Origin of the sequence: Acinetobacter sp. PW68 (assembly GCF_020982655.1) — a bacterium.
Taxonomy (GTDB): domain Bacteria; phylum Pseudomonadota; class Gammaproteobacteria; order Pseudomonadales; family Moraxellaceae; genus Acinetobacter; species Acinetobacter towneri_A.
Window position 1 is genome coordinate 436,158 of the sequence record NZ_JAHZSX010000001.1, and the last position, 11,897, is coordinate 448,054.

Below are 11,897 nucleotides of genomic sequence, written 5' to 3' on the forward strand. Positions count from 1 at the left end.
GTCTTTGACTGTCAAGAACAATGGAAAATCTCATGTCAAAACATATTTTGATTTTAGCTGGTGACGGCATTGGTCCAGAAATTGTGAAAGCTGCTGAACAAGTGCTGACACGTGTCAATGAAAAATTCAATTTGGGTTTGACTTGGGAACAAGGTTTATTGGGTGGCTCTGCAATTGATGTACATGGCGAACCATACCCAGAAGTGACATCTGAGCAAGCAAAAAAAGCCGACGCAATTTTATTGGGTGCAGTCGGTGGTCCAAAATGGGACAACATTGAACGCTCAATCCGTCCAGAGCGTGGCTTGTTAAAATTGCGTTCAGAACTCAATTTGTTTGCTAACTTACGTCCTGCAATTTTGTATCCACAATTGGCAGATGCTTCAAGCTTAAAGCCTGAAATCGTATCGGGCTTAGATATCTTAATCGTGCGTGAATTGACAGGTGGTATCTATTTCGGTCAGCCACGCGGTATTCGTGAATTAGAAAACGGTGAAAAACAAGGTTTTAACACCGACGTATATGCTGAGTCAGAAATCAAACGCATTGCAAAAGTGGCGTTTGAAATGGCGAAATTGCGTGGTGGTAAAGTATGTTCGGTGGATAAAGCCAATGTACTAGAAGTGACTGAATTGTGGAAGCAAACTGTGACTCAGTTACATGCAGAACAGTACCCAGAAATCAACTTGTCGCACATGTATGTCGATAACGCAGCGATGCAATTGGTACGCGCGCCAAAACAATTTGACGTATTGGTGACAGGTAACTTGTTTGGTGACATCTTGTCTGATGAAGCGGCGATGTTGACAGGTTCTATTGGTATGTTGCCATCTGCGTCTTTAGACGAAAATGGCAAAGGTATGTATGAGCCTTGCCATGGTTCAGCGCCAGATATCGCAGGTCAAAACTTGGCAAACCCATTGGCAACCATTCTTTCTGTGGCAATGATGTTACGTTACACCTTCCGCGAAGAAGCGGCAGCAAAAGCCATTGAAGATGCAGTAGGCAATGTATTAGATCAAGGTTTACGTACTGCCGATATTATGTCTGAAGGCATGAATAAAGTTGGTACTGTTGAAATGGGTCAAGCAGTCGTTACGGCACTCAACTAAAAATTTAAGCGATTTAACCTATCGCTTACAGCTCAAAATCATTAAACGCAGTCTTCGGGCTGCGTTTTTTTATTGGTTTTGTACTTTCAGAGTGTTTTAGCTAGGAGACTTAACAGCGTTGTCCCGAAACATACACTGCGGTAGCAATACCCTGCTGTAGGCGAAAATACAAAGTAAGCATCCGGCTAACACAGCCTTACCAAGCGATCCTATAAGCCTTAATTTAGTCCCCACTTAGAAACAAGTGGGGACTTAAATTTATGACTACAAATCATCAGACATCCATCGCATCTCTTGCGAAAAAACGAAGAACATACAGTGCTGAATTTAAACAGCAGATCGTTCAGGCTTGTAAAGCACCGGACGTTTCAATTGCTTCAGTCGCTTTGCAACATGGATTGAATACAAATCTTGTATCCAAATGGATTCGCTTAATTGATGCTAAGCCAGGGAGTGATCGCTCACCACTACCGAATAAACCTGCATTTATTGCCTTATCTTGCTCTGCACCATTAGATCCTACTCCTACTGACATGTTAAAAGTTCAAATTACTTTACCCCACTCAAAAGCAGAAATTGGCTTGAAATGGCAAGTATCAGAAATACCTGCCTTGGCAGAATTACTCAAGGTGCTGGCAACATGATCCGTATCGATGAAATCTGGCTTTCTACCCAACCTCTGGATATGCGAGCAGGGATGGATACTGTCATGGCTCAGGTGGTGAGAGCCTTTGGCTACATTAAACCGCATTGTGCTTACCTGTTCTGTAATAAACGTGGCCATCGCATGAAAGTGCTGGTACATGATGGACTGGGCATCTGGCTGTGTGCCCGGCGGCTGGAACAGGGAAAATTCCACTGGGCTAAAGTTCACCAGGGTGAAAGCGTAGCTCTCAACCCGGAACAGTTACAGGCATTAATCCAGGGTTTGCCTTGGCAGCGCATTGGACGACAGCAGGTGGTCACGATGCTCTAAACCAAGCTCGGCTATTCTGCTATCCTCCAAACGTTCTATTTCATTCTTCTCATGACCTCAGGCATACTGCGGTCATGAATACGCTGCCAGATTTAAGCCAACTGACCCATGAACAACTGCTGGAATTCACCCGGCAGTTGGCGATGCAGCATCAACAACTCGCAGAAGATAAACAACAATTAGATGCTCAAGTTCAACATCTGGAAGTATCAAATCAACAATTAGGTACCAAAGTTCAACATCTTGAAGTCACCAATCAGCAATTAGATTCTAAAGTTCAGCATCTTTCTATTCTCAATCAAAAATACGAGCATGAACTGGCGCTGTTTAAACAGCATAAATTCGGCAGTAAAAACGAACATCTCACCGCAAAACAAATCCATCTGTGGGATGAGGCGGTCGAAGAAGATATCGCAGCCGTTGATCTGGAATTAGAACGATTAAATGCAGATAAAACCCATGCAGCGACACAGAAAGCCACAGTCAACAAACCTAAACGTCGACTGCTGCCAGATCATCTACACACCATCCGTATTGAGCATGAACCTGCATCAACCCAATGCAGTTGTGGCTGCCAGTTACGTCGTATCGGCGAAGATATCAGTGAAAAACTGCATTTCAGACCGGCACAGTTCTATAAGGAACAGCATGTACGTGGCAAATGGGTCTGTGATCAGTGCGACACCCTGACTCAGCAAGCGATGCCCGCCTATGTGATTGATAAAGGTATTGCCAGTCCTGAACTGCTCAGCCATGTGCTGGTATCGAAGTATGCCGATCATTTGCCGCTGTACCGTCAGCGCCTGATCTATCAGCGGGCTGGCATTGATCTGTCCAGATCCACGTTATCTGACTGGATTGGTCGCTGCGGTGTGGAACTGGAACCTCTGGCCAATGCCTTAAAACAGGTGGTGCTGCAACAGCGGGTGATCCATGCCGATGAAACGCCGGTCACCATCATGCGGATGGGTGATGATGAGAAAAAACCGAAGAAAGGTTATGTCTGGGCCTATGCCACCACACAGTATAATCCAGTTCAGGCGGTGATCTATGACTTTCAGGATAGTCGTTCAGGCCAGCATGCTGAAGAGTTCTTGAAAGGCTGGCAGGGCTATCTAGTCTGTGATGATTACAGTGGTTATAAAGCACGTTTTAAATCAGGCCAGGTGATTGAGGTAGGGTGCATGGCCCATGCACGTCGTAAATTCCATGAACTGCATGTAACTGGGAAAAGTCAGGTTGCTGAACAGGCCTTAGTGCTGATTCAGAAACTGTATGCGATAGAAGCAGAACTCAGGAAAAAGACCGATGGTACAGCGGAAGACCGCCGCGAATACCGACAACAGCATAGTCAACCAGTGATGCAACAACTATATGAATGGCTCAACCAACATCATCTGACAGTGCCATCGAGTTCTCCCACCGCCAAGGCCATCAATTACACTCTGAAGCGTTGGCCAGCTTTAAGCCGCTATCTGGATGATGGCAATCTACCGATATGCAATAATTGGGTAGAGAATCAGATGCGTCCCTGGGCGTTGGGACGCAAGAACTGGCTGTTTGCAGGTTCGCTGCGCAGTGGTCAGCGAGCGGCAAACATCATGACTTTAATCCAGTCAGCAAAGCTGAATGGCTTGGATCCGTATGCCTATTTAAGTGATGTGCTGAAAAGGCTGCCGACGCATAAAGCGACCCAAATTGAAGAATTGCTGCCACACTGCTGGAAACCTAAATCGAATTAAAATTGGTATGGGATTCAGCGGACGCTTACAATACAAATCACAAGTCAGTGCAACATCGTAACTTTCATGACTCGGGATACCGATATTTAACGGAACAGCACCAATACCTGTAGTGGGATGCTGCGCCATAGGGATCGGAACACGTACAGGACGAATGATACGGTAATGTAGCAATTGAGGGGTAGCTTGAGCTGTACCAAGCTGTTGATAGCCAATTTGGCTTAATTGCAAATGGGTCAGGATATATTGGCTAGATTGACCAATAAATTGCTGTAAATACGCATCGCGGTTTAAAGTGGAATGCGGTGGATTACTACTACACGCCACTAAACTGAGCGCAAAAAGAACTGTTATACAAGCAACGCAGGATCGAAATAACATGCTTTTTCTCCCTTGCTCAAAACTTTATTGTAGAAGGCAATGCAAGAAAAGAATGTGGTGATTCGATAAGTGGTGGAAAGCAAGAATGAAAGGCTAGGCAGAAATTTTTGAGGTGAACGTAAAAAAGCCACTCCGAAAGTGGCTTTGCTTACACTAAAACTTAGCGTGCGCGGTAAGTGATGCGACCCTTTGTTAAGTCGTAAGGGGTCATTTCAACTTTCACACTGTCACCCGTTAAAATACGAATATAGTGTTTACGCATTTTACCAGAAATGTGAGCAATCACTTCATGACCGTTTTCTAAACGTACACGAAACATAGTGTTAGGAAGCGTTTCGGTGACAACGCCTTCGAACTCAATGAGTTCCTCTTTATTGGCCATAGCCTACCTGAGTATCAAATTGGAAAGGCGCAAATTATAGGCAATTTATCTGCAAAAATCAAGATGCTTAATCCTATACGCCGATCATCTGTTAGTAAAATAAGCGAATCATCGGTTTATACTTTTTCTGTAAAAATGGGCCTGTTTAGGTTGTCAGTTCGGTCAATCGCAGTTAATCTAATTTCAATCTTTTTAAGTATAAATGAAGTACATACAAGGAAGGTTTTTGCGTGGGTCAGCTAACAGATGCATCGGTTGTATTGCGATTAGGCTACCAAGCGATTCGTCGTGCGGGGTTGCCAACCGAAGAAATTTTAACAAAAGCTGGTGTGGCCTTAAATCAGGTCGAAGCCAATGAGCGAACGCCTTTAAATGCACAATATGCGTTTTGGGTTGCGGCTGAGGAAGTCAGTAAAGACCCTGATATTGGTTTACATCTGGGGGAACATTTGCCACTTTACCGTGGGCAAGTGATTGAACATTTGTTTATTTCTTCAGAAAACTTTGGTGAAGGTCTAAAACGCGCTTTGGCTTATCAACGCCTAATTAGTGATGCTTTTGATGCTAAATTGGTAGTGGAAGATGGTCGCTGCTATTTAACCAATGGTGTGCAGCCAGGGGCAGAAAATATCGTTAATCGTCATTTTTCTGAATGCGCCATGTCGGGTGTTTTACGATTCTTTAAATTTATTACTGAAGGTCGTTTTCAGCCCATTTATATCGACTTTAACTTTAGTCAAGGCGCTACTGATGATGAATATTTCCGTGTCTTTGAATGTCCTGTGAGTTTGGGGCAGAAAGAAACGCGTTTGTATTTTGATCCGAGTATTTTGGATTATCCGCTGTGGCAGGCAGAGCCAGAGTTGTTGCAATTAAATGAACAGTTGGCATTGGAAAAGCTACAGGAACTGGCGCGTTATGACTTGGTTGGTGAAGTGCGCCGTGCTATTGGTTCAACCTTAGAAAGTGGTGAAACCACCTTGGAAACAGTAGCGGCGCAATTGAATATCACACCACGCCGTTTGCGTACACAATTGAGCGAAGCCAATACCAGTTTTCAGCAAATTCTGTCAGATTACCGTTGTCGTTTGGCTAAACGATTATTATCGAATACCAATGAAAGTGTGGAGCGGATTGTATATTTAACGGGTTTTTCAGAGCCTAGTACTTTTTATCGTGCCTTTAAACGCTGGACCAATGAAACCCCAGTGGAATATAGAAAACGTAAACAGCGTTAAATTACCTCTTAAGTCCCTCCTAAAAGGAGGGATTTTTTCATTCCTTTAATTTTGTAGATCTGTGGTTTGTCTTCTATAAGGCGGGATTAGGGGGAGGAAAATTTTAAAAAGAGATTATTCTGGCATGTTTAACCAATGTGGACCTAAAGGAACTTTCGGTAAATCAAACTGTTCAGGATAATGTGCCTGAATAAAATACAAACCATCTGGCGGGGCGGTAATCCCCGCAGCTTTACGGTCTTGAGCTGCAAAAATTTGGTCAATATGCTCAATGTCATACAAACCTTGCCCAATCTCCAAAAGGCAACCCATGATATTGCGTACCATGTGATGCAAAAATCCATCGGCTTGAATATCTAATACCAAATAATTGCCGTGACGAATTAAGCGGCAATGGCTGACATGACGGACAGGCTGATTGGACTGACAGGCTGCAGCACGAAAGCTTTCAAAATTATGTGTCCCTTCAAATTTCTGCGCAGCTGCAATCATTTTATCGACATCTAAGGGATAATAAGCGTGGGTGACTTGTTTGTGCAGCAAGGCTGGGCGTTGTGGATTGTTATACACGACATAGCGATAACGCCGTGCCTGAGCCTTAAAACGAGCATGGAAGTCCATATCCATCGTTTTAATCCATTGAATTGCAATGTCTTTGGGGAGTTGGCTGTTGGCACCCATTAACCAACCGCGTTCAGGGCGAATGGCATGCGTATCAAAATGTGCCACCATATTTGTTGCATGCACGCCTGCATCGGTACGTCCTGCACCATGTAAAATAATGGGCTCATCGGCAATTTTACTCAGAACTTTTTCAATGGTTTCCTGCACACTGGGTACGCCTGCTTGCTGGGTTTGCCAACCCCGATACCGAATGCCACAAAACTCTATTCCGATTGCAAAACGCTGCATAATCACCTCAAATCACACTGAAGACTGCCAATGCGCATACCACTGTGCAAGGCTGTCGTATTGTAAATACATTTTTAAGGCTTTGGCATAAAGATCTGCGTGACTTTGGCAATCACTGATTAAAATTTTACTGTCCTGTAACCACTGGCTGATCGCATAGCGTTGCTGCATGCCACCAAAAGGGACTTGTGTGGTGAGAATCACGGCACATTGTTGAGCTTGCAAAGCCTGAATTAACGCAATCACTTCGGCATTGACAGCCATATTGCCAGTGCCATAACTCTGTAAAATCAGGCAGTGTGGTGGCTGTTGCTGTAAGGCTTTTAAATTATCGACCAAAGCAGAAATGGCAATTGGCTGCAACATCCAATTCAGGCAGTTAAAGTGCTGGGCTTTTTCAATATGCTGAGTTCTAATCTTGAATGCTGGTTCATTCTGCGATTTGCTCTCCGTGCAAGCCAAAGCGGACTGTCCTGTAAATGCATTTAACTCTGTGGTATGTTGTTTTAGTGCCGTTGCGGCATGAATCAGTTGATGATGGAAAGCAAGATATACGCCCGGAGTCACTTGATGAATCTGTTGTAGAGCAAAATTTAGGTTGTCTAAGGCATCACTAAATTCACGGGTATCTGTACCTTGTGCATTGAGTAAGGGATATTGGCTACCCGTGAGAATGACATGAGTACTTTGGACTAAAAAACGTGCTAAGACTGCACTGGCATAGCTGAGCGTGTCTGTGCCATGTATAATGACGAAATGTTGAAAATTATCTTGTTGTAATTTTTGAATATATTGAATGAGCTGTAACCAGTCTGCTGCTGTACATGCGCTACTGTCTTTAATGACAGGGGCAACAAAGCACTCAATCTCTAAATTTAGTGGCAAAACCTGTGTCACACGTGGCAGGAATTGCTCGGCAGGCATTGGGCTTAGTGGTTCACCGACACAGCCAAAAGTGCCGCCCATGTAGATTAACGCAATTTTTTTCATCATAAAAAAAAGCAGCCAAGAATGACTGCTTAATCTTAATCTGATTTGAATTAAGAAGCGATTTGATTCAGTAACTGATCTGCACGTTGGCGTTGTTCAGCAGAGTAATGAGCGTCTTGTTCACCAAGCAAAGCTTTCGCTGCATCATACGCGCCCAATTCAACATATTGGCTTGCTAAGTCTAAGTTCAACTGAACTTCATCCACTTGGGATAAGTCTGGAAATGATTTCACCAAAGGATCATTCAGATCAATATCTGTACCGATGAAGGTTGCAGCAGCTTCATGCGCAATACTTGGTGCAGCAATGACTTCTTCAGGTTCAATTGCAGGCTGAAGCTTGGTTTCTGCAGCAGGCGTATTGTCAAATGTGAAATTAAAATCAGGTGGTGCAGATTCAGCTTTTGCTTCAACCACAGGTGCGCTTTCTGGTGTCGAAAAATTGAAGTCCAAACTTGGGGCTTCGACTGCAGCGGCTTCACTGACTTTTGATTCTGGGGCTGCTGTTTCTGCTGTGGTTTCAGTTGGGCTTGATGCTAAATCAAACGTGAAATCGAGTGGTTTAACTTCCTCAGCAGGGCTTGCACTTGGTTGAGCTGTAATTGCAGGTGCTTCAGTCTTTGCTTCTGCTGGTGCAGAGTCTAGTGAGAAATTAAAATCCAGTGCAGCAGGTTCTGCCGCTTTTTCAACCATAGGCGCAGCTGCAGGACTCAAATTTAACGATGAGGTATTAAATTCTAAAGCTGCATCAGGTTCTGCAGTTTTATTTAAAGTCAGTTCGTGCTGTAACTGGTCAAAAGAAGCCGTTTGATTTGGTGTGCTTACAGGTGTAGTAAGATCTAAGCTACTTGGAGCCGTGGTCGGCACTTCATTTGCTGATTTTTCAACAATATCTTCATGTGAATGAATGGCTTTTTTTGCTTCAGCTTGTGACAGAATATCATCAAGCTCTAAAGAACGTAAATGATTCAGCAATTGCTCAATTGCAAATTCATCTTTTTGTTGCAAATGAATATCAAGCAATAACAAATACAAACCATGCAATGAGTTATCACGTTTTAATGCTTGGTTAATTTGCGCTTCTGCAGCAAAGAAATTACGTTCTTTGATCAGGTTTTCAATGTTGGTTTGGATTTTTACAGGGACAGGGGTAGAGTGTTGTAGTGTTGGAACAACCTCTTCAGCCACCACCGATTTCTGTGCAACTTTTTTACTTGTCCCAGTTTTCTTGGCACTAGTTTTGGCTGGCGCTGCTGTTTTCTTGTTGCTTGGTTCGGCTTCTTTACTTGCTTCACGCTTTTTCAAGAAAATTGCGATCACCAGTAGCAAAATAAACGGAATCACATAAATCAGCATGTTTATACCCCTTGAGGATGTGGTACTTGTTTGACCTTATCCCAAAAAAATCATTGTGTGTAACATTTAGTGTTTTGGCTTATTTGCGGCTTGTTGTTTTTGCAATTGTTGTTGCAGTTCAGCAAGGCGCGCGTTGAGTAATTGAATTCTGTGATCCTTCTGACGTAATGCCAATTCTAATTCTGTTACGTTTCTCTGTAATTTAACGGTTTTCTCACGAGATGTCATAACTTTTAATGACAAGTCGCCCGAAGTTTGTGTGGATTGAGTGTTCTTCTTGGCAGAACCATGGGTCGAGTCCTGTTGATTTTCTGCCACAAGACTCATTTCTGCTTGATTTAAACGATATTTGGCTTTGCCTGATTGTGGTGCGCTGGCTCTTTCTGGTTGTGGAATCGCGACTTTTTTCTCTGGTTTAGAGTTAGCTTGTGCATGTAAATTTAAGGTCGCACCACGACGTAAACGATTGGCATCACCTTGAATAAAAGCATGTTCATTATTGGCTTTAATTTGCTGCATCACTTCAGCAACAGGGCGGTTGTTTTCACCCGCAATGCGTGAGGCAATGGCCCATAATGATTCATTCGATTGTACTACATGTTGGGTATTGACTGCAGGCTTGGCTGTGGCAGGGCTTGGTTTAGCCTGTGTAGCCGCTGTTTGTGCAGGCTTTTCCGCGGCGGCAACAGGCTGAGTTTGTGCTAATTGCTTCGTGCGTTGCTGTTCAGCAAATTTTTGTACCAATGGATCAGCCGATTGTTGTGCGGTGACTGAAGTAGTAGCTGTAGATGCAGTTGGTGTTGGGTTGTTATTTCTTTGTCCTGGTGCTGCTTTTGGAGCAGCAACAATCGTATTTTCATTTGCTGCGCTACGGCTTGGCGCAGTTTGGATTACTGTTACTACTTGATGGTTTAATGCAGGTGGTCTATTGCGTTGAATGGTTAAGGGTGCTTCGAAGGCTTGTTGTTCAATTGCTTTGGGTGTTTCAACCTGATAGGTCGCACTTACAGGTAAATTTAAAGCAATATCTTGCTCATTGACAATCATGATAGGCGTTAAAGCTTGTTCATTGCTGCGTTGCATAGCTGCCAATGGAGCAGGTGAACTGCGTTTTAAAGGTGTGCGAATATGTTGCAGGCGGGTTGCATTGCCTTCTTTAATTTTAACTACAATATTCAACTCAGACTCAGTTAACGGTCGGGATGAAGTAATGGTGATGACCCCTGTGCCGTTACTGTTACGACGTGTAAAAAAGTTAAGATGACCTGGTGGGCGGTGACTCGCACCAATTGACATCAGATCGTCAGCCGTAGCTAAACTGACATCAATCACTTCATTAACATTCGATTGACGAAAGTTGATTTCGGCATAGAGCAATTCCCCAGTGGTTGACTGAATTTGAATCGGGTCAACATTCATTGCATACATTTGCTGTGAAGCCAGAATAGATAAAATAGCGATCTTTAATTTGTTATATACAGTCATCTTAATTGTTAGCTCGGTCATTTATCGCAAGGCGAAAAGGATAGAGTAGCGAGTTGTAGGGCGATTGAAAAATTTTAACATGTTGATTACATAAAAAAGCCAGTCTAATTTGACTGGCTTGTTAAGATCGATCACGGAATCGAAAATGATTCAGTGTTGTAGACGAGGCTTAAGCATTTTTGTAATCAATTAAGATTCGTAACATACGACGTAATGGCTCTGCTGCACCCCAAAGTAATTGGTCACCTACAGTGAATGCACCGAGGTATTCTTTACCCATGTTCATTTTGCGTAAACGACCAACAGGTACTGTTAAAGTCCCTGTAACGGCAACTGGGGTAAGATCGGTCATTGATGCTTCGCGTGTATTTGGTACCACTTTTGCCCATTGGCTCGATTGACGAATCATATCTTCAATTTCGTTCAATGGAACGTCTTTTTTCAGCTTCAATGTGATTGCTTGAGAGTGACAACGCATTGCACCAATACGCACACAATGACCATCAATTGGAACGATCTGCTGATTGCCTAAAATCTTGTTGGTTTCAACCTGACCTTTCCACTCTTCTTTTGACTGACCGCTTTCAAGCTGTTTGTCGATATATGGAATGAGAGAACCCGCTAAAGGCACACCAAAGTTTGCCGATGGGAAACCTTCGCCACGCTGTAATTCGGCAATTTTGGAGTCGATGTCTAAAATGGGTGAACGAGGATCATCTAACAAGTCTTTGGTGTTGTTGTACAAGTAGCCCATGCCTGTGATCAGCTCACGCATGTTTTGCGCACCTGCACCAGAAGCTGCTTGATAGGTCATTGACGTTGCCCATTCCACCAAATTGTTTTGGAATAATGAACCCAAGCCCATCAACATGAGTGAAACAGTACAGTTGCCACCCACAAATGTTTTGGTGCCATTTACCAAGCCATCTTTAATGACATTCATGTTGACTGGATCAAGTACGATAATCGCTTCATCATCCATGCGTAGGGTAGATGCAGCATCAATCCAGTAACCATTCCAACCTTCTGCTTTAAGCTTTGGGAAAACGGCAGAAGTGTAATCACCACCTTGACAGGTAATAATGACATCCATTTGCTTCAGACTTTCAATATCTGTTGCATCCATAAGTGCTGGGGCAGTCTTACCACCAAACGCTGGTGCTTCACCGCCAGCATTACTGGTAGAGAAATAGAATGGCTCAAAATGAGCAAAATCATTTTCTTCAACCATACGTTGCATAAGGACGGAACCCACCATCCCGCGCCAACCGACCAGACCTACTTTCATGTCACTTTGCCTCGGTGCGTTAAAAAATAATAAAGG

The 11,897-nt window shown here is 43.5% G+C and carries 12 protein-coding genes; 5 read left to right on the forward strand and 7 right to left on the reverse strand.

The genetic code is table 11. The features are described 5' to 3' along the window. Positions 1–32 precede the first annotated feature (32 nt). The 4 genes from leuB (at position 33) to tnpC (ending at position 3,830) form a co-directional block, all read left to right on the forward strand. Complete coding sequence (leuB, locus tag K1T76_RS01975) at positions 33–1,112, forward strand: 3-isopropylmalate dehydrogenase (protein WP_019836004.1); 1,080 nt, start codon at positions 33–35, stop codon at positions 1,110–1,112. 260 nt (positions 1,113–1,372) lie between these two features. Then, a complete protein-coding gene (gene tnpA / locus K1T76_RS01980) occupies positions 1,373–1,756 on the forward strand; it encodes an IS66-like element accessory protein TnpA (protein ID WP_004828545.1) in 384 nt (127 codons plus the stop codon). Next, entirely contained in the window at positions 1,753–2,088 is a 336-nt protein-coding gene (gene tnpB, locus K1T76_RS01985) for an IS66 family insertion sequence element accessory protein TnpB (RefSeq protein ID WP_004828548.1), read from the forward strand. The genes tnpA and tnpB overlap by 4 nt, the downstream gene beginning before the upstream one ends. A gap of 74 nt (positions 2,089–2,162) precedes the next feature. After that, on the forward strand, positions 2,163–3,830 hold the full coding sequence (gene tnpC / locus K1T76_RS01990; RefSeq protein ID WP_230243967.1) for an IS66 family transposase: 1,668 nt from the start codon (positions 2,163–2,165) through the stop codon (positions 3,828–3,830). On the opposite strand, the gene K1T76_RS01995 is transcribed toward tnpC, so the two are convergent. Further along, on the reverse strand, positions 3,741–4,211 hold the full coding sequence (locus K1T76_RS01995) for a hypothetical protein (protein ID WP_230243968.1): 471 nt from the start codon (positions 4,209–4,211) through the stop codon (positions 3,741–3,743). The two genes, tnpC and K1T76_RS01995, sit on opposite strands and share 90 nt — an antisense overlap. Positions 4,212–4,371: 160 nt before the next feature. Further along, entirely contained in the window at positions 4,372–4,593 is a 222-nt protein-coding gene (gene infA / locus K1T76_RS02000) for a translation initiation factor IF-1 (protein WP_001284370.1), read from the reverse strand. Positions 4,594–4,823: 230 nt separating this feature from the next. Between infA and K1T76_RS02005 the strand changes: the two genes are divergently transcribed. Beyond that, a complete protein-coding gene (locus K1T76_RS02005; protein WP_230243969.1) occupies positions 4,824–5,831 on the forward strand; it encodes an AraC family transcriptional regulator in 1,008 nt (335 codons plus the stop codon). Positions 5,832–5,945: 114 nt separating this feature from the next. Here K1T76_RS02005 and truA read toward each other — a convergent pair whose 3' ends face one another. The 5 genes from truA to asd all read right to left on the reverse strand — a co-directional run bounded on the left by truA (position 5,946) and on the right by asd (position 11,861). After that, positions 5,946–6,743, reverse strand: a complete 798-nt coding sequence (gene truA, locus K1T76_RS02010) for a tRNA pseudouridine(38-40) synthase TruA (RefSeq protein WP_230243970.1) — start codon at positions 6,741–6,743, stop codon at positions 5,946–5,948. 12 nt (positions 6,744–6,755) lie between these two features. After that, a complete protein-coding gene (locus K1T76_RS02015; RefSeq protein WP_230243971.1) occupies positions 6,756–7,736 on the reverse strand; it encodes an asparaginase in 981 nt (326 codons plus the stop codon). A 47-nt stretch (positions 7,737–7,783) separates the two neighbouring features. Continuing rightward, positions 7,784–9,088, reverse strand: coding sequence for a fimbrial protein FimV (locus K1T76_RS02020; protein WP_230243972.1), 1,305 nt, complete (start codon positions 9,086–9,088; stop codon positions 7,784–7,786). A gap of 66 nt (positions 9,089–9,154) precedes the next feature. Further along, positions 9,155–10,573, reverse strand: a complete 1,419-nt coding sequence (locus K1T76_RS02025) for a type IV pilus assembly protein FimV (RefSeq protein ID WP_026438080.1) — start codon at positions 10,571–10,573, stop codon at positions 9,155–9,157. 169 nt (positions 10,574–10,742) lie between these two features. After that, the gene (gene asd, locus K1T76_RS02030) at positions 10,743–11,861 is read right to left on the reverse strand and encodes an aspartate-semialdehyde dehydrogenase (protein WP_004976115.1); all 1,119 of its coding nucleotides are present in this window, start codon (positions 11,859–11,861) and stop codon (positions 10,743–10,745) included. Between the last annotated feature and the right edge of the window lie 36 nt (positions 11,862–11,897).

What these genes read in the sequence shown, in the direction of transcription:
- leuB (WP_019836004.1), top strand. Translation starts at nt 33, where the DNA reads ATGTCAAAACATATTTTGATTTTAGCTGGTGACGGCATTGGTCCAGAA.
- tnpA (WP_004828545.1), top strand. Translation starts at nt 1,373, where the DNA reads ATGACTACAAATCATCAGACATCCATCGCATCTCTTGCGAAAAAACGA.
- tnpB (WP_004828548.1), top strand. Translation starts at nt 1,753, where the DNA reads ATGATCCGTATCGATGAAATCTGGCTTTCTACCCAACCTCTGGATATG.
- tnpC (WP_230243967.1), top strand. Translation starts at nt 2,163, where the DNA reads ATGAATACGCTGCCAGATTTAAGCCAACTGACCCATGAACAACTGCTG.
- K1T76_RS01995 (WP_230243968.1), bottom strand. Translation starts at nt 4,211, where the DNA reads ATGTTATTTCGATCCTGCGTTGCTTGTATAACAGTTCTTTTTGCGCTC.
- infA (WP_001284370.1), bottom strand. Translation starts at nt 4,593, where the DNA reads ATGGCCAATAAAGAGGAACTCATTGAGTTCGAAGGCGTTGTCACCGAA.
- truA (WP_230243970.1), bottom strand. Translation starts at nt 6,743, where the DNA reads ATGCAGCGTTTTGCAATCGGAATAGAGTTTTGTGGCATTCGGTATCGG.
- K1T76_RS02015 (WP_230243971.1), bottom strand. Translation starts at nt 7,736, where the DNA reads ATGATGAAAAAAATTGCGTTAATCTACATGGGCGGCACTTTTGGCTGT.
- K1T76_RS02020 (WP_230243972.1), bottom strand. Translation starts at nt 9,088, where the DNA reads ATGCTGATTTATGTGATTCCGTTTATTTTGCTACTGGTGATCGCAATT.
- K1T76_RS02025 (WP_026438080.1), bottom strand. Translation starts at nt 10,573, where the DNA reads ATGACTGTATATAACAAATTAAAGATCGCTATTTTATCTATTCTGGCT.
- asd (WP_004976115.1), bottom strand. Translation starts at nt 11,861, where the DNA reads ATGAAAGTAGGTCTGGTCGGTTGGCGCGGGATGGTGGGTTCCGTCCTT.